General features: G+C 71.9%; 23 protein-coding genes. 14 read left to right on the top strand and 9 right to left on the bottom strand.

The genetic code is table 11. From position 1 onward, the window contains the following. Positions 1-6 precede the first annotated feature (6 nt). A complete protein-coding gene (locus ISP_RS17625) occupies positions 7-651 on the bottom strand; it encodes a hypothetical protein (protein ID WP_013225122.1) in 645 nt (214 codons plus the stop codon). On the opposite strand from ISP_RS17625, the gene ISP_RS17620 reads away from it, so the two are divergent. Next, positions 650-1402: an HAD family hydrolase gene (locus ISP_RS17620; RefSeq protein WP_013225121.1), complete on the top strand. Its 753-nt coding sequence runs from the start codon at positions 650-652 to the stop codon at positions 1400-1402. The genes ISP_RS17625 and ISP_RS17620 overlap by 2 nt on opposite strands. On the opposite strand, the gene ISP_RS17615 is transcribed toward ISP_RS17620, so the two are convergent. Both ISP_RS17615 and ISP_RS17610 read right to left on the bottom strand, forming a co-directional pair. After that, positions 1395-2012: a class I SAM-dependent methyltransferase gene (locus ISP_RS17615; protein WP_013225120.1), complete on the bottom strand. Its 618-nt coding sequence runs from the start codon at positions 2010-2012 to the stop codon at positions 1395-1397. The two genes, ISP_RS17620 and ISP_RS17615, sit on opposite strands and share 8 nt — an antisense overlap. Positions 2013-2099: 87 nt before the next feature. Next, complete coding sequence (locus ISP_RS17610) at positions 2100-2804, bottom strand: alpha/beta fold hydrolase (protein WP_013225119.1); 705 nt, start codon at positions 2802-2804, stop codon at positions 2100-2102. Between the two features lie 121 nt (positions 2805-2925). Here ISP_RS17610 and ISP_RS17605 point away from each other — a divergent pair, with 121 nt between their 5' ends. Both ISP_RS17605 and ligD read left to right on the top strand, forming a co-directional pair. Beyond that, positions 2926-3483 (top strand): TetR/AcrR family transcriptional regulator, encoded by a 558-nt coding sequence (locus ISP_RS17605; RefSeq protein WP_013225118.1) that lies wholly within the window; start codon positions 2926-2928, stop codon positions 3481-3483. 102 nt (positions 3484-3585) lie between these two features. Next, positions 3586-5598 carry a DNA ligase D gene (gene ligD / locus ISP_RS17600; protein ID WP_013225117.1) on the top strand — a complete coding sequence of 671 codons (2013 nt, stop codon included), beginning with the start codon at positions 3586-3588 and terminating at the stop codon, positions 5596-5598. Between the two features lie 2 nt (positions 5599-5600). Here ligD and ISP_RS17595 read toward each other — a convergent pair whose 3' ends face one another. Continuing rightward, positions 5601-6353, bottom strand: coding sequence for a hypothetical protein (locus tag ISP_RS17595; RefSeq protein WP_141748484.1), 753 nt, complete (start codon positions 6351-6353; stop codon positions 5601-5603). A gap of 78 nt (positions 6354-6431) precedes the next feature. Then, positions 6432-7373 carry a glycoside hydrolase family 43 protein gene (locus tag ISP_RS17590; protein WP_013225116.1) on the bottom strand — a complete coding sequence of 314 codons (942 nt, stop codon included), beginning with the start codon at positions 7371-7373 and terminating at the stop codon, positions 6432-6434. A 128-nt stretch (positions 7374-7501) separates the two neighbouring features. On the opposite strand from ISP_RS17590, the gene ISP_RS17585 reads away from it, so the two are divergent. Next, positions 7502-8599: an AI-2E family transporter gene (locus ISP_RS17585; RefSeq protein WP_230468807.1), complete on the top strand. Its 1098-nt coding sequence runs from the start codon at positions 7502-7504 to the stop codon at positions 8597-8599. Between the two features lie 52 nt (positions 8600-8651). Here the strand turns inward: ISP_RS17585 and ISP_RS17580 are convergent, their stop codons facing one another. The 3 genes from ISP_RS17580 to ISP_RS17570 form a co-directional block, all read right to left on the bottom strand. Next, on the bottom strand, positions 8652-9005 hold the full coding sequence (locus ISP_RS17580) for a hypothetical protein (protein WP_013225114.1): 354 nt from the start codon (positions 9003-9005) through the stop codon (positions 8652-8654). A gap of 322 nt (positions 9006-9327) precedes the next feature. After that, a complete protein-coding gene (locus ISP_RS17575) occupies positions 9328-9705 on the bottom strand; it encodes a hypothetical protein (RefSeq protein WP_013225113.1) in 378 nt (125 codons plus the stop codon). A 300-nt stretch (positions 9706-10005) separates the two neighbouring features. Next, positions 10006-10347: a hypothetical protein gene (locus ISP_RS17570; RefSeq protein WP_013225112.1), complete on the bottom strand. Its 342-nt coding sequence runs from the start codon at positions 10345-10347 to the stop codon at positions 10006-10008. Positions 10348-10622: 275 nt separating this feature from the next. Between ISP_RS17570 and ISP_RS17565 the strand changes: the two genes are divergently transcribed. The 3 genes from ISP_RS17565 to ISP_RS17555 all read left to right on the top strand — a co-directional run bounded on the left by ISP_RS17565 (position 10623) and on the right by ISP_RS17555 (position 12522). Continuing rightward, positions 10623-11006 carry a WGxxGxxG family protein gene (locus ISP_RS17565; protein WP_013225111.1) on the top strand — a complete coding sequence of 128 codons (384 nt, stop codon included), beginning with the start codon at positions 10623-10625 and terminating at the stop codon, positions 11004-11006. 122 nt (positions 11007-11128) lie between these two features. Then, positions 11129-11734, top strand: a complete 606-nt coding sequence (locus ISP_RS17560) for a hypothetical protein (protein ID WP_141748483.1) — start codon at positions 11129-11131, stop codon at positions 11732-11734. A 317-nt stretch (positions 11735-12051) separates the two neighbouring features. Next, on the top strand, positions 12052-12522 hold the full coding sequence (locus ISP_RS17555) for a hypothetical protein (protein ID WP_013225110.1): 471 nt from the start codon (positions 12052-12054) through the stop codon (positions 12520-12522). Between the two features lie 144 nt (positions 12523-12666). Here ISP_RS17555 and ISP_RS17550 read toward each other — a convergent pair whose 3' ends face one another. Then, positions 12667-13644, bottom strand: a complete 978-nt coding sequence (locus ISP_RS17550; protein WP_013225109.1) for a hypothetical protein — start codon at positions 13642-13644, stop codon at positions 12667-12669. Between the two features lie 162 nt (positions 13645-13806). Here ISP_RS17550 and ISP_RS17545 point away from each other — a divergent pair, with 162 nt between their 5' ends. The 7 genes from ISP_RS17545 (at position 13807) to ISP_RS17515 (ending at position 21491) form a co-directional block, all read left to right on the top strand. Beyond that, positions 13807-14814, top strand: a complete 1008-nt coding sequence (locus tag ISP_RS17545; protein WP_013225108.1) for a polysaccharide deacetylase family protein — start codon at positions 13807-13809, stop codon at positions 14812-14814. A 508-nt stretch (positions 14815-15322) separates the two neighbouring features. Further along, on the top strand, positions 15323-16093 hold the full coding sequence (locus ISP_RS17540) for a DUF3152 domain-containing protein (RefSeq protein WP_230468806.1): 771 nt from the start codon (positions 15323-15325) through the stop codon (positions 16091-16093). Between the two features lie 57 nt (positions 16094-16150). Continuing rightward, on the top strand, positions 16151-17485 hold the full coding sequence (locus ISP_RS17535) for an extracellular solute-binding protein (protein WP_013225106.1): 1335 nt from the start codon (positions 16151-16153) through the stop codon (positions 17483-17485). Further along, entirely contained in the window at positions 17482-18387 is a 906-nt protein-coding gene (locus ISP_RS17530) for a carbohydrate ABC transporter permease (protein WP_013225105.1), read from the top strand. The genes ISP_RS17535 and ISP_RS17530 overlap by 4 nt, the downstream gene beginning before the upstream one ends. Continuing rightward, the gene (locus ISP_RS17525; RefSeq protein WP_013225104.1) at positions 18384-19214 is read left to right on the top strand and encodes a carbohydrate ABC transporter permease; all 831 of its coding nucleotides are present in this window, start codon (positions 18384-18386) and stop codon (positions 19212-19214) included. The genes ISP_RS17530 and ISP_RS17525 overlap by 4 nt, the downstream gene beginning before the upstream one ends. 293 nt (positions 19215-19507) lie before the next feature. Then, positions 19508-20359, top strand: coding sequence for a geranyl diphosphate 2-C-methyltransferase (locus ISP_RS17520; RefSeq protein WP_013225103.1), 852 nt, complete (start codon positions 19508-19510; stop codon positions 20357-20359). Positions 20360-20369: 10 nt separating this feature from the next. Continuing rightward, positions 20370-21491: a family 2 encapsulin nanocompartment cargo protein terpene cyclase gene (locus ISP_RS17515; protein ID WP_013225102.1), complete on the top strand. Its 1122-nt coding sequence runs from the start codon at positions 20370-20372 to the stop codon at positions 21489-21491. Positions 21492-21577 lie beyond the last annotated feature (86 nt).

Genomic DNA, 21577 nt, shown 5'->3' with positions numbered 1-21577 from the left:
GCCGGGTCACGACGGCCGCCCGGCCCGGCTCCCCGCGTAGGCCCGTTCCCGCAGCCGCACCAGCCAGTCCGGGGCGAACTCCAGCCCGTCCGGGCGGTTCAGCATCGGATCGAACGACGGCGCCTCGCCGCCGGTCCCGGTCAGCGCCAGCACGGCGCTGTCGCACCAGCGCCCGTCTTCGCGGCCGGTCCGGAGCACGAACTCCCACGTTCCCGTCGCGCGGGCCGCGTCGAGCGACGCCTCGATCCGCGGCGACGACGTCTCCGCCCACGCCCCCAGCCAGACGAGCCGGTCGGCCCGGCGGTACGGCACGAGACTGCTGTAGGCCCCGCGCGTCCACGCGGCCGCCGGCCGGGGCAGCATCCGGCCGACGTGCCCGCTGCCCGCCGTCGTCAGCAGGATGTCCCACGGCCCGCCGTCGCGGCCCGCGCCGGGAATCCGCACCGCCAGCCCGAGCGCGTCCGGCAGCCGCCCGGGTGTGCCGGCGCCCTTGGACAGCCGGGCGACGACGGGCGCCGGCCCGGACGGCCACGGCAGGTCGTCGGCGACGGGCCGGAGTTCGCCGTGCCGGACCACGCCCGCGGGGTGGAAGGCCGGGGCGCGCCGCAGCGCCGCCAGCCCGCGGAAGCCCGCCGAGACGAGGCCGGTCATGTGTACTTCCCTCCGGGCCGGGGTATTCGGATCACCCCTCCCGATACCCGCGCGGAGCACGGGGAAACCGCACCGACCCGAGGAGCTCACCATCGCCACCGCGGTCCTGTTCGACGTCGACGGCACGCTCGTCGATTCCAACTACCTCCACGTCCACGCCTGGCGCCGGGCGTTCCACGAGCTGGACCGGGACGTCGACTCCTGGCGCGTGCACCGCGCGATCGGCAAGGGGTCCGGCAAGCTGTTGAGCACCCTGCTGGGCGACGAAGACGCCGGCCGCATCGGCGACGAGGCGAAGGACCTGCACAGCCGCTTCTACCTGGAGACGGCCGGCCTGCTGCGGCCGTTCGACCGCGCCCCCGAGCTCATCCGCGTCTTGGCGGACCGCGGGATCCGCGTCGTGCTGGCGACGTCGGCGGCGCCGGACGAGCTCAAGGAGCTGCGCCGCGTCCTCGACGTCGACGACGTGGTCGCGGGCATCGTTTCCGGTGACGACGTCGAAGCGACGAAGCCCGATCCGGAGCCGGTGTTCGCCGCGCTCGACAAGGCCGGGACCGCACCGGAGGAGACGATCTTCGTCGGCGATGCGGTCTGGGACGTCCACGCCGCCACCAAGGCCGGCGTGCGCACGGTTTCGGTGCTCTCCGGCGGCGTCGGCGCGGCGGAGCTGACCGACGCCGGTGCCGTGGCGGTCTACGACGACGCCGCGGCGATCCTGGCCGGGCTGGACGAGAGCGTACTGATCAGCTGACCTTGGCGGCGACCAGCCGTTCCACCAGCCCGAGCTTGAACCGCTCCCGCCGCCGCACCGGCAGCCCGAGCGCCTCGACGAGCCGCAGCGGCCGCCGCCGGAAGTGCTCGCCGGCCAGCGGGACGCTCGCGAGCTCGAGCAGCCACTGCAGGCCCCGCACGAACCGCGACGACGAGGCGACGTGGTCGACCAGGATCAGCCGCCCGCCCGGGCGCAGCACCCGCACCATCTCCCCGACCGCGGCGGCGGGGTCGGGGATGGCGCAGAGGCCGAACGTGCACACCACGGTGTCGAACGAGGCTTCGGCGAACGGCAGGGCCTCGGCGTCGGCCTCGCGCAGGGTCACCGGGTGGCCGAGCCGTCGGGCGCGGTCGCGGGCGATGGCCAGCATCCCCTCGCTGAGGTCGACGCCGGTGAGCGTCACCCCCGCGGGGTAGCTGGGGAGGTTCAGCCCGGTCCCGACCGCGACCTCCAGGACCTCGCCCGTCGCCTGGCCGCAAGCCCACGCCCGCGAATCGCCGAAGAGACGGCGATCCCAGTAGTCCATCTCCGCGTCGTAGGTCGTGGACTTGCGGTCCCAGTACCGACGCCACCGCTCCGGCTTCGTCATGTCCTCCAGCGAAGCACGAACCGGCGCCTCAGCCGAACCTGCCCGGCTCCTGGCGGCGATCCGGGGCGACCGCCCGGTGCCGCCGGCTCACTCGACGTGCGCCGCGGCGGCGAGGATCACCTCGGCGACGACGTCCGGCTGCGACACCGCGACCGCGTGCGAGGCGTCGATCCGGCGGACCGTCGACGACGCGCGCTCGGCCATGAACTCCTGCGCCTGGGCCGGGATCGCGTTGTCGTGGTTCGCGACCAGCGTCCACGACGGCAGCTTCGTCCACGCCGGGGTGCCCTCGAACGGCGCGGCCAGCGCCTGCTGCGCGACCGGCCGCTGGGTCACCGCCATGATCGCCGCGGTGGCGGCGGGGACGTCGGCGGCGAAGACCTCGGCGAAGTCCTCCGGCTTGATCGACAGCTCGGGCTGACCGTCCTGCTCGAGGACGTTCGTCGTCTCCGGGCCGAGCTTGGCGCCCGGGTAGCGGCCGGACAGCTCGAACACGCTCTCCCCCGCGTCCGGCTGGAACGCGGCGATGTAGACCAGGGCACGCACGTGGGGGGCGTCGGTGGCCGCGCGGGTGATCAGGGCGCCGCCGTAGGAGTGGCCGGCCAGGACGACCGGGCCTTCGACGCTGTCGACGACGTCCTTCACGTAGGCCGCGTCGGACTCGACGCCCCGCAGCGGGTTCGCCACCGCCCGGACCGGATAGCCCTGCTCCTGCAGCTTCGCGACGACCCCGGTCCAGCTGGACGAGTCGGCGAACGCGCCGTGGACCAGGACGATGGTGGGCTTGCTCATGGCTGGCTCCTTTGGGAGAACGATCGGTCTTTCTGCTAGCTACTGTGGCCTCTCCGGGACGCCGTGGCAATGTGACGAAGCCGATCTGGCAGAACGATCGGTCTTTCTCTATGCTGCGGAAATGAGGACTGCCGAGCCGCACCCGAAGGACCGGCTGCTCGCGACCGCCGCCCGCCTCTTCTACGCCGAGGGCATCCACGCCGTCGGGGTGGAACGCCTGGTTTCCGAGGCGGCCGTGACCCGGGCGACCTTCTACCGCCACTACCCGACGAAAGACGACCTGGTCGCGGCCTACCTCGCCGAGACCAGCCGTCAGATCCGCGCGGCCGTCGACGCGGCGCGGGCGGGCAAACCGCCGCGCGAGGCGCTGGCCGAGACCATGGCGGTGGTCGGCGACGCCACGTGCGGCGAAGACTTCCGCGGCTGCCAGTTCCTCAACGCCGCCGCCGAGTACCCCGATCCGGCGAACCGGGTCCGCCGGGTCATCGACGACCACCGGCAGTGGTTCTTCGGCGTGCTGCGCGACCAGGCGGCGGACCTCGGCCACCCGGAACCGGACCACGCGGCCCGCGTGCTCGTCCTGCTGCGCGACGGCGCCCTGCACGGTGGCGAACTCGACGACGCCGCCAAGGTGCGCACCACGCTGCGCCGGGCCGTCGACGACTTCCTGCCCGCTTGACCGGCCCCCCGAACAGGCGTTCAAGCGGCTTTCACCTGCGCAAACCCAGCTAATCTAGGCCGAACGGGTTACCTTGGGCACGGAAGGTGACGGAGGTCCGAAATGGCGGCAGACGACGCGTCGCTCGTCCCGGCCTGGCTGGAGCCGATGCTCGCCAAGGCCGACGGCGGGCGGCTGCGCACCGGCCCGGAGTGGGCCTACGAGTACAAACTGGACGGTTACCGGGCGGCCATGCGGATCGCCCCGGACGGCACCACCGTGCTCACCAGCCGCAACAACATCGACTTCACCGCGGAGTTCACCGACCTCGAGGGCGTGCTCGCCCCCGCACTGGACGGCCGCGCCGCCTACCTGGACGGCGAGATCGTCGTCTACGGCGAGGACGGCCGGATCGACTTCGAGCGGATGCAGGAGCGCCGCGGCCGCTACGTCCGGCACCAGAGCGGGCCGAAGGGGCGGGAGTTCACCGACGTCCCGGTCCGGTTCCTGGCCTTCGACCTGCTCCGGCTCGGGGACGAGAGCCTGCTGGCCATGCCGTACGACGAGCGCCGCCGGCTGCTGGCCGAGCTGCCGATGCCCGATCCGTACCGCGTTTCGGTGGTCCGCGCGGTCACCTTCGACGAGCTCGCCGCCGATCGCCGCACCCCCGCGGACTTCCTCGCCCACGCCGCGTCCGCCGGGTACGAGGGCGTCGTCGCGAAACTGCGGTCGTCGGCCTACCACCCCGGGCAGCGGCCGGATTCGTGGCTCAAGCACCCGCTGGTCCGGACGCAGGAGGTGATCGTCTGCGGCTGGCGGCCCGGGCAGAACAGCTTCACCGGCACCCTCGGCGGGCTCCTGCTCGGCGCGCACGACCCCGCGACCGGCGACCTGGTCTACATCGGCGACGTCGGCACCGGCTTCAGCCAGGCCACCCGCGCCGACCTGCGGGCGCAGCTGGAGGCGATGGAGCGCCGCACTCACCCGTTCGTGACGACGCCGCCGCGGGAGGACACCGCCCGCGCCCGCTGGGTGGAGCCGCGGCTGGTCGGCGAGATCGTCTACCGCCAGTTCACCCGCGGTGGCCGCGTCCGCCACACCGCCTGGCGGGGCCTGCGCCACGACAAGGACCCGGCCGAGGTCCTGGCGCCGCGCGCGGTTCCGCACGAACCCGCCGGCGCGGCTCCGGCACCGCCTTCGCCCTCGTCGTCGGCTTCGGCGTCGGCGTCGCCTTCACCCGAGCCGGCGGGGCAGCGGATCACCGTCCAGGCCGGCGATCGGCGGCTCACACTGTCCAATCTGGACAAGGTGCTGTACCCGGCGGACGGCTTCACCAAGGGCGAGGTGATCAACTACTACTCCCGCGTCGCGGCGGTGCTGCTGCCGCACCTCGCCGGGCGGCCGGTGACGTTCATCCGCTACCCGAACGGCGTCGACGGCCAGAAGTGGTTCGAGAAGAACGCCCCGAAGGGCGCCCCGGACTGGCTGCGCACGGTGCGCCTGGCCGGCACGGGCGGCACGATCGACTACCCGCTCCTGGACGACCTCCCGGGCCTGGTGTGGGCGGCGAACATGGCGGCGCTCGAGCTGCACGTTCCCCAGTGGACGGTGGAGCAGGGCACCCGGCAGCCCCCGGACCGGCTGGTGTTCGACCTGGACCCGGGCCCGGGCACGACGATCGTCGACTGCTGCCGGGTGGCGGAGCGCCTGCACGACGTCCTGGTCGCCGACGGGCTGACACCGTACGCGAAAACGTCGGGCTCCAAGGGAATGCAGCTCTACTGCGGAATCCGCACGGACGACCCGGCGGCCCCGTCGGCGTACGCCAAGCGGCTCGCCCAGCGCCTGGCGAAGGAGACACCGGAGTCGGTGACGGCGGTGATGGCGAAGGCCCAGCGCACGGGCCGGGTGTTCATCGACTGGAGCCAGAACAACCCGGCGAAGACGACGGTGGCCCCGTATTCGTTGCGCGGCCGCGACCACCCGACGGCGTCGACCCCGGTGACGTGGGACGAGGTGCGAGCTTGCCGCCACGTGAACCGCTTGACGTTCACGGCGGACGACGTCTTGGACCGCCTCGAAGACCACGGCGATCTGCTGGCGGGACTGATCGAGGACCGCGCGCCGCTGGGGTGAGGTCAGGCGCGCCGCATGAACCGCCTCATGGTGCCGACGAGCCCACCGGAGTCCGGCTCCGGCTGCTGTTGCGGGCGCGGCTGCGGTTGCGGTTGCGGCGCTTCGGGTTCCGGTGCACGAACTCGGGGAACACCGGCCGTTTCCGGCGCGGGTGCCTCGGGCCGAAGCGCATGCTTCGGCTGCTGCGGGACCCCGGAGACTCCCGGCTCGGCCAGCCGTCCCGGCGACTGCGAGGAAACCGGCACCGATCCGACCGCCGGTTGTGCCGCCGCCGGCGGCGCCGCCGGAACCTGATCCGAAGAAACCGGCGCACCAGTAAACCCCGGCCCAGGCACCGATCCCCCAGCCTGCACCGTCGAAACCGCCACCGGCGCGCCCTCCGGCACACCTGGCTGCTCCGCTACCTCACCGGACTGCGGGCGCGGCGCAGGAATCTCCCCGGCGATGCTCCCCGACTCCGGCACCACCGCCTCCTGCCGCGGCCCAACCGGACCGACCGGCCCCGCCTGACCTGCCTGGCCCGCCTGGCCCGCCTGGCCCGCCTGGCCGGCGAGCATCTCCGGTGTGATCGCCGGTGTCATCAGCGGCGTGTGCGCCGCGTCGGCGTTCGGTGTCGCCGGTTCGCGGGCCACCGGGTAGCGCGCCAGCGGGTCTTCCCGCTCCGGAGCCACCGCTCCGTCGGCGCGATGGCTCCGGAGCAGGCCGCAGCACCCCAGCAGTCCGAACAAGCCCGCCAATCCCCACCACACCGTCATGGCACTCCTCCGTTCCCTCGCTCCCGGATATCCGGGACCCGGCGGCCCAACCGGAACGTCATACGGGTGGGTGACATGTCAGCCCAGCTGCGGCACGTCACCCGAAAAGGTGATCGGCAGCTCGTACAGGCCCCTCGCCGTGCGGCCGCCGCCCAGCCAGCCGTGGAAGAAGATGTGGCCGTCCACCACGTCGGCGCCGCCCGGGGCGTCCACCTTGCCGCCGAGCAGGTCGGTCGACAGGACCTGGGCGTCCGCCTTCACGAACGCGCCGCCCAGCGTCGGCGCGGACGCGTAACACGTGTGGTAGCCCGTGCTGTCGAACGTGTCCGCGGAGTAGAACAGCAGGTACCGGGACGCCGTCTTCACCACCGAAGGTGCTTCGACGACCGACTTCTCGGGTGTCAGATCGGCCCGCAGCAGTTCGGTGCGCGGGCCGGCGAGGGTGCGCCCGTCGGCCTGCAGCTTCTGCACCCAGATCGCCGACGGCGGCCCGGTCGCCGCGCCGTCGCTCTTGTAGAGCAGGTACCGGGACCCGTCCGGGTCGACGAACGTCTGCGGGTCGATGTCCCCGTGGTCGCCGGGCTCGCACACCAGCGGCCGGTCGCCGGCCGGCGTGTACGGTCCTTCCGCCTTCTTCGCCGTCGCCGCGCCGAGGCACATCCCGCCGCCCGTCGTCTGCGTGGCCGCGAAGTACAACACGAATGTGCCATCCCCCAGCTGGGTGACGTCCGGGGCCCAGAACCCGCCGTCCGGCTTCGCCCACGCGGGGACCGCTCCGAGCGCGTCACCGGCGACGCGCCACGGGCCCTCCGGCGCGGGAGCGCTGGCCATCGGAATCCGCGTGGCCCTCGTGCCCGTCGAGAACGCGAAGTAGCCCCAGGCCGTCTTGACGACGTCCGCATCCGGGAAGTCCTGGTTGATCAGCAGCCGCGGCGCGCTGATGGCCGCCGCTTCCGGGGCCACCGCGAACGCGGCCGCGACGGCGACGACCGGAACGAGCAGGAGATCTTTGAAACGCATAGGCGATTTTGCCGACACCGCAACGGTTCCGGCAACGGCAGGCAGACGCCGTCACCGGGAAGCGTGGACTTGCCCGCGTGCCCGGATCGGGTGGATTCGGGCACGCCACGCAGGGTAGCCCCCGGCTCATGCACACAACGAGCGGCCGCGGGGCGTACCGCGCCGGGCACCCCGTCGGTGAGGCCGAAGGAGCGGCGGCCCGGCAGGAAAAACCGTTGGGCCGGCCGGGAAAACCGCTCGACCGCCACTCACCGTTCTTCACCGGGATGCTCGCCGCGGCCGGGGTGGCCGTCACCGTCGCGGTCGTCGAGCTCATCCTCACGGCCTCCGACGTGCTGCTGCTCGTCGGCATCGCGTTCTTCCTCGCGGTGGGGCTCGAGCCGGTGACCGCCCGGCTCGCGCGCCGGATGCCCCGCGCCCTCGCCGCCGCGGTGGTCGTCGTGACCGGGCTGGCCGTCCTCGGCGGCACCGTCGCCGCGGCCGCCGTGCCCCTGGCCGATCAGGCGACGCAGCTGCGGAACGGCGCTCCGCGGTACCTGACCCTGCTGCGCGACCACGGCACCCTGCTGGGCCGCGCCAACGAAACCTTCGGCCTCGAAGCCGCCGTGCGGTCCGTGCAGCTGTCCGATGTGGCCAAATCGCTCGCGGCGCTGCTCGGCGACGCCGTGATCGTCGTGGTGCTCGCCACCTACTTCGTCGCCGACTTCCCGCGGATCCGCACCGCGCTCTACCGGCTGGCCCCGCGGTCGCGGCGGCCGCGGGTGATCCTGATCGGCGACGCGGTCTTCCGGAAGGTCGGCGCGTACCTCGTCGGCAACGTCGCGGTGTCGTTGATCGCGGGAGCGGCGACCTTCGCCTGGCTGTCGGCGTTCGGCGTCCCCTACCCGCTGGTGCTCGCCGTGCTCGTCGCCGTGCTCGACCTGGTGCCGGTGGCGGGTTCGGTGGCGGCCGGGGCCGGCACCACCCTCGTCGCGCTCACCGTGTCGGTGCCGGTCGGGCTCGCGACGCTCGGGTTCTTCGTCGGCTACCGGGTGGTGGAGGACTACGTGCTGCTGCCGAAGATCGTCGGCCGCGCCGTGCGGATCCCGGCGCTCGTCACGGTCGTCGCGGTGCTGCTCGGGTACGCGCTGCTCGGCGTCGTCGGCGCGTTCGTCGCGGTGCCGGTCGCGGCCGCGGTCCTGCTCGTCGTGCGGGAAGTGGCGGTGCACCGGCTCGACCGGACGTGACAAAACCGCCGCGCGGGGGCGCACCCCGCGCGGCGGCCGGACCCGCCGGGGGTCAGTTGCCCTGGGTGGTCCCGCCGTCGGCGATCTCACCGGCGGCGCAGTTGTCCGGGTTCTCGCCCGCGGCCTCGTGCTCGCCCGGGGAGAGGACCGGCACGCCGATGCCGTTGGCGGTGTCGTGGATCGGCACCTGGACGCCGAGGACGTTGATGTCGTCGTCGCACACGCCGCCGACCACGTTCAGGTTGTGCACCGCGTCGAGGTTCTGCACGTTGCCGACGAGGCCGAACTGGTCGGTGGTGTCGACCGGGTGGCCCGCAACGCTGACACTGGTCGCGGACGCGGATCCGCCGAGCACCGCCATCCCGGCGGCGAGGGCGGTGGCGACGAAGCCGAGCTGCTTGATCACGGGAAAAATACTCCTTCTGGGTACCCGCCGGACGGTCCGGCGGGGGATCGGGGAAAGAAACGGGCCCGGCTTCGGTTCGCCGGACCCGGGAAAGTTCGTTATGGTGCCGTCAGGCCGGGCGGGACCGGCGCACTTCTCCAGCGTCGTGGCCGGTCCCACCCGGGTCGGCGCCGTCCGGCGTCGCGACGGGCCCGGAACGCGGAACCGGAGTGTGCAGCTCGCTCCGTGTTCCGGGCGCGCGGTGCGGCGTCGGCGCTGGCGGCCGATTTCCCGTGCCCGGAGCCGGCTACCGCACGCAGGGGCGGCTCCGGGCACGGAAAACTCAGTGACCCTGGCTCGTGCCGCCGTCGGACAGGCCGCCCGAGGCGCAGTTGTAGGGCGATTCGCCGCTGGCCTCGTGGCTGCCCGGCGAGAGGATCGGCACGCCGATGCCGTTGAGCGAGTCGTGGATCGGCACCTGCACGCCGAGGACGTTGACGTCGTTGCCGCACAGGCCGAGCACGGCGTTGACGTTGTGGAGCACGTCGGTGTTGTTCAGGTTCACCAGGCCGACCTGGCCGGTGTAGTCGTAGCCGCCGTTGTGGTGACCGTGGTGGTGCTCGTGGTGGTGAGCGTCCGGGGTGTCGGCCGCGGCGATGCCGCCGGCCAGGAACGCACCGGCCGCCGCGGTGGCCGTGACGAACCCGATCTTCTTCAGCATGGATTGCTCCTCGATGAACGCTATTCGGAGAACGGGACGGCAGTGAAGGTGTGTTCTCCGTCCCGTGTGAGGGAAACGTACTGATGCCGGGACACGGTTTCCACTTCGTGCCACCATCGTGTGGGTAGCGCGAGCCGCTGACCGCGCTCCATGTGGTCCGATCGGGTTAGTTGCCGGGTTCTGTTGGCCACCAAGACCATTCCGATCACCTTCCCCATAGATCGCTTGCGGGACAAGGAATGTTTCGGGTACGCGAAAGAGCCCTGCGCCGGGTGACGCAGAGCTCTTCGCGGGAATTCCCTATTCGGGCCAGGCCTCGGCTTCGGCCGTGAGCGCGGTGGTCACGTCGATCTCGCCCGACCGCACCCGCCACGCGAGCGAGTCCGGCCGAGGCTGCAGGAGGTGCCACCCGATGACGTCTTCGTCGCGGTAGCAAGGGTTTTCGTCGTCACCGATGCCCAGCGCGGCGAAGTACTGGCGGGCGGGCCAGGTTTCGGGAACCCAGGCGCGGGCCCAGCGCACGACGATCCTGGCGAGGTCGTTGCGGCCGTCCGCCGGGTGGATCAGGCGGTCGCCGGTGGTGCAGATCAGGCGTGGCGTGTAGGTCGCGCCGAGCGGCGCGACGGCGAGTTCAGTGTTCATTCCTCCCCCGGTCCACGGCAGTGGACGGTGTTGCCCGGCTCGGATGCGCTGCTGCGCTTGAGAAGGGAGGGACGGCCGGAGGCGGACGAGCGCACGCGGCGCGTCCCTGAACGGCTCCGTCTTGAACCGGCGACCATCTTACAAAGGCCGGAAACGCCCCGGAAACCGGGGCCGGGCGGCGAAGTCTTCGCCCGTTCCCGTGACAGCGGGAGTGAATGCCGCCGACGGGGGTACGCCCGGGATGACCGATTTCCGCAACGGGAGGAAGAACCGGGATGAACCACAAGGCAGGCAAGCTCTGCTGCGCCGCCATCGCGGCGGCGGCATTCGCGCTGACGGGCGCGGTGCCGGCATCGGCGGCACCGGAAATCGCGGCACCGGCTTGGCACCAGCAGACCCGCGACGACGGCACAAACCGCGACGACAACGACGACAACGGTTTGTGGGGCCTGCTCGGCTTGGTCGGGCTGCTGGGATTGGCGGGCTTGGTCCGCCGCGGCCCCAAGCCGGGCGCGATGGCGGGATATCCGGCCGCGGGGGCGCCGCCGGCGAACACGTACCCGCCGGCCGAGCCGCCGGCGAACACGTACCCGCCGGCCGAGCCGCCGGCGAACGCGTACCCGCCGGCCGAGCCGCGGCGGAACCCGCCGGGCGCCTGAGGGTCGGGTACGTCGTAGGGCCGGTCCCCACCGGGCGTTTCGGCGCCGTCTGTACGGCGCAGCAGGTCTTGGCGCGGCACTCGAGTGCCGCTGACATCGCCTATCAGGTTCTGACTGGACGCTTGAGCGCCACCCTTGTGGCGCAGCAGGCCAACAACCGGCACCCCAGCACCGCTGACAACGCACAGCTGGGCGGCGTCGGCAACGCAGCCCCGACCTCCGTCGAACACCTGCGCTCCACCAATACCGCGCGCCCGCTTCTGGCCCTGCTCCCCGGTAATACCTATACCGCACACCTGATCCCCGCCGAGCGCCGGGGCACTCCCGGCACCGCACGCCCGTTCCCCGCCGGGCACCTGACCTCGGCCGATGCCGCGCACCCGATCCCACGGCTTCCGGGTGTCACCGGTACCGCACAGCCGGCTCCCGCCGGCCGCCCGAGTGACCCTGGTGCCCCGCACCGCCATTCCTCTCCTCTTCGCGCAGAACGTCCCGGCGCCGTCGGCGTCGGGACGTTCTGCGTTTCCTTCTCTCCGAATGGCGCCCAGTTGTCAGGTCTCGGCACCGAGGAGGCCACAGTAACGGCCGGAAAAACCGGCCCCGCGACCGCCACCCAGATTAGCCAGGCGCTCGCCGCGCAAGAAGTGTTTTCGCACCGTACCCTACTTAAGAGTGTGTTTCCGACCCCAAGCCAAATGCGCATGATTACCCATCATTTCTTTCCCTAAACCTCACGATCGGGTGAAAGTACTGCATCACTCGAAAGGACGCCACTCGCACCTTCGGTAAAGAAAACCCCGTCGATTCAACCATTCATCGTAATCGCCGGACACGGACGAGTGGCGGCATCACGATCAGTAGTCGAAGCGCAAAACGGCTGAACAGCCACTTCACGCGATGTCGATGTTTGTTCCGGGTAACTCACCGGGCCGCACACCGTGTGAAATCAACCGGTTCCGCCGGGACCCGGACATCCGCTCGCGTTATCGCCGAGCGGCGCTCACCATGATCGCAGTCGGCATCGCACAATCCGGAGGAGTACGACATGAAAAGTGCACTGACCCGAGCGCTCACGGTGTTCGTCACCGCCGCCGCGGTGACCTTGGCGGGGGTGGGTGTGGCGACGGCGGGCGGGCCCGGTGGCAGCGGATCGTCGAGCACCACCAGCGCCGCGGCGGAGGTCCAGGGTCTGCGCGACCAGCTGGCGTCGCGGGCGGACAAGGGGGACGTGCCCGGCACGCAGGCCACCCTCGCCCGCCTCGACCCGTTGCTGTCGGACCTGGCCCAGGGCAAGCGGTACACGATCCAGGCCGCGGCCAAGGACAGCGCGGCCACGGCGCAGAAGGACAACGCCGAAGCGCGCAAGGGTGTCGACGAGCTCGCCGCCAAGCTGGCGGAGCGCCAGGCGCTGCCGCCGGTGTCGGCCCTGCTCAACGCGCTGCTGCAGCGCGTGCTGATCAGCCTTTCCGCGCTGGTGAACGACCTTCTCGGCGGGCTGCCCGTCCCGGTCGGCTAGGCCGGCCGGTACCCCGGACGGACAAGCCGGCGACGGCCCGGCGCGGTTCCCCTCCCGCGCCGGGCTTTCGTCGTCTCCGGACAACCGATGCGGGCACGCGAACGCCCGGTGCGGCGGACCGCACCGGGCGTTCGCCGTCACTGTCTATTCGTAGACGACGTAGGCGGGCGTGGGGCTCAGCGCCAGGACGTCCGCCGGGGTCATCAGGCCCGCGCCGTGGCGGGTGTCCTCGTCGAAGAACAGCTTGAAGCCCGGACGCACGTGGGCGGGCATGGTCGTCATCAGCGTCTTCCACGTCGCCTTCTTGGCGGCGGCCGAACCGATGCCGTCGACGACCTTGACGACCGAAACTCCCTTGTGCGGCCGCAAAAGCTCTTCGTCACGCACGACGGACGCGGCGACCTGGTGGTAGATCATCACCTTGGCGGGCAGGTTGTGCGCATCGGCCAGGCCCCCGAGGTACCGGGCGACTCCGTCGAGCTCGGCGCCGGTCGTGCGGCCGAACTTCTTGCCGGGGACGACCCCCGGTTCCACGGCCCACTCGGGGTCGAGCGCGACGCCGACGTCGGGCTCGGTCAACCAGCGCTCGTAGGCCTGGACCTCGGGCAGGAAGTCGGCGCGGCCGGGCTGGATGTTCAGCAACAGCAACCCGTTCAGCGCCCGCGCGGCGTCGAGGTAGTCGCGCACGGTCGCGTCCTCGCAGCGGCTGCGGAACATGCCGTCCTCGCCCGGCGAGCGGTGCACGGTGGTGGCGATCAGCTCGACGACCGGGATGACCGGACGTCCCGGCGGGAACGCCTCGATCTGGCGGCGGAGCGCGTGGCTCGCTTCCGTGAGGTCGCCCGTCATGCGGCCGAGCGCCTTCGCGCCCGGAGCGCCGCAAAAGCCGACGAGCAGGCCCTTTTCGAGCGGGTTCGGAGGGGGTGCCGGCGGCGCCGCCGCGGCGGCGGCCGCCGGGGCCGGCACAGCCAGCGCCCGGCCCCGTTGCAGGGCACCGCACGCACTCGTGGCGAAGCCCGCGAGGGCGGCGGTGAGGACCAGGCGTCGATCGAAGGTTCGTTCGGCGGCGACCGCCTTTTTCGGGACCATCGCGGGGAAATACCCGTCGGTGATCTTCGCCAAACCGGTTTCCCGACGATCACCGAATCGTGCCGCGGCCGTTTGCGGGTCCATGGCGCCGGCCTGCGGAAACCTGCTTTTCCGGGCGGTGGCGCGCCATTGCGGGCTCACCCGACCCGGTGGCCCGGCCCGCAGCCGCGGCGGGCCGGACGCACACTTCCCGGCATGCGTTGCCTTTTCCGGTCCGGTGCCGGGTTCACCGCCGTCCTCGCGCTGGCGGCCTGCGGCGCCCCCGCGCCCGTCGCCCCGGCGCCCGCACCGCCGCACCCGGCGCCCGCCGCCGCGCCGGTCCGCATCACGCCTGCCGTCGCCCGCCAGGTGGGCGCCGACGAACTCGGCCGGGTGCCGGTCTTGATGTACCACCGCCTCGTCGCGCAGCCGAAGTCGGTCTACGAGCGCACGCCGGCCGACTTCACCGCGGAGCTCGAGCGGCTCGCGGCCGAGGACTACGTCCCGGTCACGACGGCGGAACTGGTCTCCCGCCGGCTCGACCTCCCGGCCGGCGCGCACCCGGTGGTCCTGACGTTCGACGACGGCGACCCGAGCGTGTTCCGCCTGACGCCCCAGGGACAACCTGAGCAGGGCACGGCGGTCCGCATCCTCCTGGACGTCGCGGCGGCGCACCCGCGGTTCCGCCCGGTCGCGAGCATGTACGTCAACGAGCACCCGTTCGGCGGCGACACCGACGGGCGCACACTGCGCTGGCTGGCCGAGCACCACTTCGAGATCGGCAACCACACCCGTCACCACACGAACCTGCGCACGGCAACGGAACCGGCGGCGACGGCGGCCATCGCCGAGGAGGACACGCTGATCCGCCAGGCGGTCCCGGGCTACCGGCCGACGACGCTGGCCCTGCCGTACGGAAGCCGCCCGCACCGCACGGGCCTGGCGTTGCAGGGCCCGGGCTATTCGTACGGCGGCGCGCTCCTGGTGGGGGCCGGGCCGGCGCCGTCGCCGTGCTCGAGCAAGTTCGACCCCGCGGCGATCCCGAGGATCCGTTCGCAGTCGGCGGGTACGGAGGCGGAGTACGGATCGACCCACTGGCTCGACGAGCTGGCGGCGCCTTCGGGCCACCGCTACACCTCCGACGGCGACCCGTCGACGGTGTCGTACCCGCGAGCCGAGGGCCCGGTGGCGCCGGAGTGTGCGAGCGTGGGCCTTGCCTACTGAACGACACCCCCTGGCCCGCGTGGACTGGCTCCCCCAGCCCCGCCGTCGGCCGGCGCAGCCACAGGGGGTTCAGGCACCGAGGGCGCCACGCATCCCGCCGGCTCGACCGGCGCCGGCGGCTCCGGTCGGGGACGGCACGGCCGCTGCAACTCGGACGGCGCCCGACCGCTCGGCGGCACTGGCCCGCGAGGTTCGGATGGCTTCACCTGCAACCCACGCCGTGGAGTGGCCGCCCGAGCAACGGACCACCACCGAAGAAGCAACCTCGCTCGCACCGACCACTGCGACTCGAACAGCCCCCGCGCCGACCGCACCCGAACCCGCGCCCACACCCGAGCCCGAGGCACGGCGACCCAGCGCCATCTCCGTCGCCCCCGCGATCTCGGTCGGCCCGCCCGCGCCCCGGGTTCCGCGCCCCCCTGTCACCCCGGCCGAACTGCCCGCCCTGCCGCCGCCGGCTGCGGTGCCTGCGCCCGTCCAGGTCGATTGGTGGCCGCCTGCTGTGCTCGTGTTCGCCGTTGCCCTCGCCCTCGCCCTTCTCCTCACTCCGGAAGCCGCCCAGCCACGGCGGATCTCCGGCGTCGCTTCCGCCCGGCCCGCCGTGCAGACCACCACCGCCCCGAAACCCGCCGCCCCCGAGCCCGCCGCCCTGCCCGACGGGGTGCCGGTCACCGAAGCCGGCGAAGGGACCTGGCACGTCCTGCCCGGTGCCGGCCGCGACTTCGGCACCGGCGAGAAACTCCTCACCTACACCGTCGAAGTCGAAGACGGCGTCGACCTTCCCTCCTTCGGCCACGACGTCGACGCGATCCTCGCCGACCCCCGTGGCTGGATCGGGCTCGGGGCGGTGACCTTCCGCAGACTCGGCGACACCGGTGCCGAGCCCGCCGTCCGGATCAGCCTGACCAGTCCCGGCACCGCGCGGCGCCCGGACCTCTGCGGCTTCGGCATCCCCTTCGACTCCTCGTGCCGCCTGTCGCGGGACCACCGGATCGTCGTCAACCTCGCCCGCTGGCTCCGCGGCGCCCACTCCTACGACGGCGACCTGGCCGGCTACCGCGCCTACGCCATCAACCACGAGATGGGCCACGCCCTCGGCCTCGGCCACGTCGGCTGCCCCGCCCCCGGCGCGCCGGCGCCGGTGATGATGCAGCAGACCTTCGGGCTCTCCAACACCTACCTCGCGAACCTCAACCGCGACCAGCCCGGTGCCGCCACGAAGGTCCGGCCCGACGGCGCCGTCTGCCGCCCCAACCCCTGGGTCGCCGCGCAGCACTGAACTGGTTTGGACCCCCGCCCGGGCGGGTACCCGCGCCGCCTCTGGGAGGGGTGTGCGATGGCGCGGAAACTTCTGGCCGGTGCGACGGTGGTCCTGCTGCTCTCCGGGTGCGGTGGAGTCGGCAGCGGTGGTGACACCGGCGCCGCGGCCACCCTGACGTCCATGGGGTTCGGCCTCGGCGACGAAATCGCCACCACCCGGGCCGATCTGGCGGGCAAGGCGATCGCGCCCGCCACCGTGAAGATCGGCGGGAGCGCCTTCGACGCCCAGCAGTTCCTGGCCTCCGTCGCGTCCCGCACGCCACCGGACCTCGTCTACCTCGACCGGCAGCTGCTCGGCACCTACGCCGCGCGCGGCACCCTGGAGCCGCTCACCGACTGCATCGCCCAGCAGCACATCGACGTCGGCCAGTACCGGCCCGCCGCCCTCAAGGAAGTCACCCTCGACGGCAAGGTCTACGGCATGCCCGAGTTCTACGACAACCGGGTCCTGCTCGTGAACGACGCCGCCGTCGAAACGAGCGGAATGACGCCTCGGGACGTCTCCCCCGCCGACCGGGCCAAGCTGACCACCGCCGCGCAGAAGCTCACCGTCCGCACGGGCGGCGGGCTGTCGCGGATCGGGTTCGACCCGAAGATCCCCGAGTTCCTCCCGCTGTGGGCCAAGGCCAACGGCGTGCAGATGCTCAGCGACGACGGCCGCACCGCCCACCTCGACGACCCGCGGCTGGCCGAGGCCCTGACGTACACGAAGTCGCTGATCGACGCGCAAGGCGGCTGGAGCGCGGTGAAGGCGTTCCGCGACTCGTTCGACTTCTTCGGCGAGAAGAACCCGTTCAAGCAGGGCCAACTGGCGGCCACCCTGATGGACGACTGGTACCTCAACGTCCTCGCCAACTACTCCCCCGACGTGCGGGTCTCCGCGGCGCCGTTCACCGACACCGCCGGCACCCCGATCGACTGGGTCACCGGCAGCGCCTGGGTGATCCCGGCCGGGAGCACCCACAAGGAGCAGGCCTGTGCCTGGATCAAGACGATGACCGACGCGCCGAGCTGGGTCGCCGCCGCCAAGGCCCGCGCGGAGAAGCGGAAAGCCGCCGGCAAGGCCTTCACCGGCGTCTACACCGGCAACCGCGTCGCCGACCAAGAGATCTTCGGCAGTTTCGTGCAACTGAAGGACCGGCCGGCGTTCGACACCGCCGTGCAGACCGTGCTGCGGGCGCAGGACAGCGCCTTCACCATGCCGGCCTCCCCGGCCGGCTCCGAATTCAAGACGGCCTGGCAGAACGCCGTCAACCGGGTGCTCTCGGGCGAACAGCAGCCCGCCGACGCCCTGCGCCAGGCCCAGCAGGAGGCCCAGCGGGCGCTGGACGCCGCGGCGGCGCACCGGTGAAGCGACGCACGAAGGAAGCTTGGGCGGCGTACGCCTTCCTGTCGCCGTGGATGATCGGGTTCGTGATCTTCATGGCGATCCCGATGATCGCCAGCCTGGTGCTCTCCTTCACCGACTACGACGCGCTGCGGTCGCCCGACGCCGTCGGCTGGGCCAACTACCGGCGGCTGCTCGAAGACCCCGCCGTGCGCAAGAGCCTGGTCAACACCTTGGTCTACACCGTCATGTCGGTCCCGGCCACGATGGCCGTCTCGCTGGCGCTGGCCTCTCTGCTCACGCGGGCGGGCCACCGGTCGGCCGGGTTCTTCCGCACCGTGTTCTACCTGCCCGAGATCACCCCGAAGGTCGCCGTCGGCGTGCTGTTCCTCATCCTCTTCAACGGCCAGGCCGGCCTGGTCAACGCCGTGCTGGGGCTGGTCGGCATCGACGGTCCACAGTGGAGCACCGACGGGCCGTGGGTGAAGCCGGGGCTGGTGCTCATGCACCTGTGGTCGGTGGGCAGCACGGTGGTGATCTACCTGGCCGCGCTGCGCGGCGTGCCCCGGGAGCTGTACGAGGCCGCCGAGCTCGACGGCGCGTCGGCGTGGCAGCGGTTCCGCCGGATCACCGTCCCGATGATCAGCGGGGCGCTGTTCTTCACCCTCATCGTCCAGACGATCGCGGCGCTGCAGTCGTTCGACGAGGCCTACACCGCCTTCTACGGCTCCGCGGCCTCGGCGACCTACAGCAACGACGCGGCGCTGTTCTACCTGATCTACCTCTTCCAGCAGGCCTTCGAATTCCTCCACCTCGGCTACGCCTCGGCGATGGCGTGGCTGCTGTTCGTCGTCATCCTGCTGATCACCCTCGTGCAGGTCCGGCTGAGCCGCCGGTTCGTCCACTACGAAGGCGGTGACCGGTGACGGCGCGCCGCATAGTCCGCTGGACGGCGCTCGCCGCGGCGACCGTGCTCTTCCTCTACCCGTTCGTCTGGCTGCTGAGCGCGTCGGTGAAGCCGCGCGCGCAGGTCTTCGACAACGTGCTCATTCCGCGGACCTGGGCGTGGGACAACTACGTCGAGATCTGGCGGGCCGCACCGGTCGCGGCCTGGTTCCTCAACAGCGTCGCGGTGTCACTCGCGGCGGCCGTGGCCGTGACGCTGACCAGCTCGCTGGTGGCGTTCGGCTTCGCGTACTTCCGCTTCCCCGGCCGCAGCGCGCTCTTCGGCCTGGTGCTGGCCACCATGATGCTGCCGGCCGCGGTGACGATGATCCCGGTGTACCTGATCTGGAACACCGCCGGCCTGGCGCACACGCAGGTGCCGCTGTGGGCGGGGAACCTGTTCGGCAGCGCGTTCTACATCTTCCTGCTGCGCCAGTTCTTCCTCGGCCTGCCCCGCGAGGTGTTCGAAGCCGCGCGCGTCGACGGCGCGAGCCACTGGACGCTGTTCTGGCGCATCGCGGTGCCGCTGTGCCGCCCGGCGCTCATCGTCAGCTTCGTGTTCGAGCTGAAGGCCAGCTGGTCGGACCTGCTCAGACCGCTGATCTACCTGCGCGACCCGGCGCTGTACACGCTGCCCCGCGGGCTCAAGGCGCTGTCCGACCAGTTCGGCCAGGCGGGCGAGCAGCGGTGGGAGATCGTGCTGGCCGGCAGCGTCATCACGACCGTGCCGCTGCTGATCGTGTTCTTCGTGGCGCAGCGCCACTTCCTCGCCGGGATCACGACGGAGGGTCCCGGGTCCGCCCGGTGAGCGTGCCGCGCCTCGGCCGGGGCCGTCCACGGGGTCCGCGAAGGCTCGAAATCGTCTGACACGCGCTGTCGCGCTTCGTCACCCGGTCGAGGCGTCCCTGATCTCGAACGAGGGTCGGCACCCCGGCCCCCGCCACTTCCGGCACGGGTTCCACTGGGCCGGACGGGCCACGACGGCGGAGCCCGAGTGAAGCTTCTTGTCCCTGTGAAACTCCCACCACTAGCGTCTCCCAGTAAGGGGAAGCCGTCGGCGGATCCCTTTCCTGCCAAGGAAACGACCGAGGAGTTCAATCGATGACCGCTCTCGAGAAGCCCGTGACCCGGACCGCGTACCAGCAGTCGGTCGCCGACTACTGGAACGCGGAAAAGGACCCGGTGAACCTCCGGCTGGGCGATGTCGACGGTCTCTACCACCACCACTACGGCCTCGGCGACTACGACCCGGCCGTCCTCGAAACGCCGGCCGCCACGCGCGACGAGGCGATCATCGCGGAGATGCACCGGCTCGAGACCGCGCAGGCGGACGTCCTGCTCGACCACCTGGGTCCGATCAGGCCGGAAGACCGGCTGCTCGACGCCGGCTGCGGCCGCGGCGGCACGAGCGTCATGGCCCACCTGCGGTTCGGCTGCCAGGTCGACGGCATCTCCATTTCGGAGCAGCAGGTCGGGTTCGCCAACGCGCACGTCCGGCAGCGCGGGATCGACGGCTCGGTGCGCTACCACCTGCGGAACATGCTCGACACGGGGTTCGAATCCGGGGCGTTCCAGGGCATCTGGAACAACGAGAGCACGATGTACGTGGACCTGAACGAGCTGTTCGCCGAGCACGCGCGGCAGCTCAAGCCCGGCGGCCGGTACGTGACGATCACCGGGTGCTACAACGACGTCACGGGCGGCCGGTCGCGCGCGGTGAGCCAGATCGACCAGCACTACATCTGCAACATCCACGCCCGCGGCGACTACTTCAAGGCCATGGCCGCCAACGGGTTCGTGCCGATCAACGTCGTCGACCTGACCGCCGCGACGATCCCCTACTGGGAGCTGCGGGAGAAGTCGTCGGTCGCCACCGGCGTCGAGAAGCCGTTCCTGACCGCCTACCGCGAAGGCAGTTTCCACTACCTGCTGATCGCCGCCGACCGCGTCTGAGGCGGACGGGGTGACCGGGGAGAGCACCAAGACCACTTGTCCACAATGGAGCGCCGGCGAGGCCGCCGGCCTCCTGGCGGGGCCGTTCGGGCTCGGGACGTCGGCGGCGCGGATCGCGACCCGGTTCGCGCCGTCGCCCGGGCACGATCCGGCGTACGCCTACCTGCCGTGGGGTGACGGCAGCGCGGCGCCGTTGTACTGCCCGGTCCAGGGCCGCGTCGACGACGGCCTCGCCGCGGAGGTCGACCGGCGGCTGGTCGCCTGGGCGGACGGCTGCGGGTTCACCGGCAAGGGCCTGGAGCAGATCGCCGGGGCCGGGTTCGGCCGGCTGGCGATGCTGGCCCACACCGACTGCGACGACCCGGACCGGCTGCTCGTCGCGGCGCAGCTCAACGCGGTCTGGTGGGCGGCCGACGACTACTACGCCGACGACAGCACCCTCGGCGCGGCGCCCACCGAGCTCCCGCCGCGGCTGGCGCTGGTCATGGCGGCCATGGACCCGGTCGCCCCGGCCGGGGAGTTTTCGGGCCCCCTCGAAGAGGCGTTGCGCCGCGACCCGATCCTCGTCGGGCTGCACTCGGGGATCGACCACCTGGGCCGCCACGGCTCCCCGGTGCTCGTGCAGCGGGTCTGCTACGCGACGTTCTCGATGTTCGTCAGCTGGGACGCCTACGCGGCGTGGCGCCACACCGGGCGTTACCCCCCGGCGTGGGAGTACCTGGCGGCCCGCCAGCACGACAGCTTCTACACGTCGATGACCCTCGTCGACGCCGTCGGCGGCTACGAGCTGGCCGCCCCGTTCTACTACGACCCGCGGGTGCGCGAGGCGATGATGCGGGCCGGGACGGCGTCGGTGCTGGTCAACGACCTCCACTCGGTGGCCAAGGACGCGGCCGACGAGAAACCGGTCTGCAACATGGTGCTGCAGATCGCCGCCGACCGGGACTGCCCGGTCGAAGAGGCGGTGCAGGCCACCGTCGAGCTGCACAACAAGATCGTCCACGAGTTCGAGGCCGGCCACCGGGAGCTGATGGCCGTGCCGTCGCCGGAGCTGCAGCGGTTCCTCGTGGGTGTCCGTTCCTGGATGGGCGGCGGCTTCACCTGGCACGCCACCAATCCCCGTTACCAGTGATTGGGGTTTTCGTTGTGACTGTCACCGACCCGGTGGAATCCGAGCAGGCACCGTCGAGCCTGGGACGGGCGGCGGCCCGGACACTG

Origin of the sequence: Amycolatopsis mediterranei (assembly GCF_026017845.1) — a bacterium.
GTDB lineage: Bacteria > Actinomycetota > Actinomycetes > Mycobacteriales > Pseudonocardiaceae > Amycolatopsis > Amycolatopsis mediterranei.
Note: the sequence above shows the minus strand (reverse complement) of the source record. Positions and strands in the feature narration are given on the sequence as shown.

Coding starts and splice junctions, on each gene's coding strand:
- ISP_RS17610 (WP_013225119.1), bottom strand. CDS start 2,804: ATGAGCAAGCCCACCATCGTCCTGGTCCACGGCGCGTTCGCCGACTCG.
- ISP_RS17615 (WP_013225120.1), bottom strand. CDS start 2,012: ATGACGAAGCCGGAGCGGTGGCGTCGGTACTGGGACCGCAAGTCCACG.
- ISP_RS17620 (WP_013225121.1), top strand. CDS start 650: ATGTGTACTTCCCTCCGGGCCGGGGTATTCGGATCACCCCTCCCGATA.
- ISP_RS17555 (WP_013225110.1), top strand. CDS start 12,052: ATGAAAAGTGCACTGACCCGAGCGCTCACGGTGTTCGTCACCGCCGCC.
- ISP_RS17585 (WP_230468807.1), top strand. CDS start 7,502: ATGCACACAACGAGCGGCCGCGGGGCGTACCGCGCCGGGCACCCCGTC.
- ISP_RS17570 (WP_013225112.1), bottom strand. CDS start 10,347: ATGAACACTGAACTCGCCGTCGCGCCGCTCGGCGCGACCTACACGCCA.
- ISP_RS17605 (WP_013225118.1), top strand. CDS start 2,926: ATGAGGACTGCCGAGCCGCACCCGAAGGACCGGCTGCTCGCGACCGCC.
- ISP_RS17545 (WP_013225108.1), top strand. CDS start 13,807: ATGCGTTGCCTTTTCCGGTCCGGTGCCGGGTTCACCGCCGTCCTCGCG.
- ISP_RS17625 (WP_013225122.1), bottom strand. CDS start 651: ATGACCGGCCTCGTCTCGGCGGGCTTCCGCGGGCTGGCGGCGCTGCGG.
- ISP_RS17535 (WP_013225106.1), top strand. CDS start 16,151: ATGGCGCGGAAACTTCTGGCCGGTGCGACGGTGGTCCTGCTGCTCTCC.
- ISP_RS17590 (WP_013225116.1), bottom strand. CDS start 7,373: ATGCGTTTCAAAGATCTCCTGCTCGTTCCGGTCGTCGCCGTCGCGGCC.
- ISP_RS17520 (WP_013225103.1), top strand. CDS start 19,508: ATGACCGCTCTCGAGAAGCCCGTGACCCGGACCGCGTACCAGCAGTCG.
- ISP_RS17565 (WP_013225111.1), top strand. CDS start 10,623: ATGAACCACAAGGCAGGCAAGCTCTGCTGCGCCGCCATCGCGGCGGCG.
- ISP_RS17575 (WP_013225113.1), bottom strand. CDS start 9,705: ATGCTGAAGAAGATCGGGTTCGTCACGGCCACCGCGGCGGCCGGTGCG.
- ligD (WP_013225117.1), top strand. CDS start 3,586: ATGGCGGCAGACGACGCGTCGCTCGTCCCGGCCTGGCTGGAGCCGATG.
- ISP_RS17595 (WP_141748484.1), bottom strand. CDS start 6,353: ATGACGGTGTGGTGGGGATTGGCGGGCTTGTTCGGACTGCTGGGGTGC.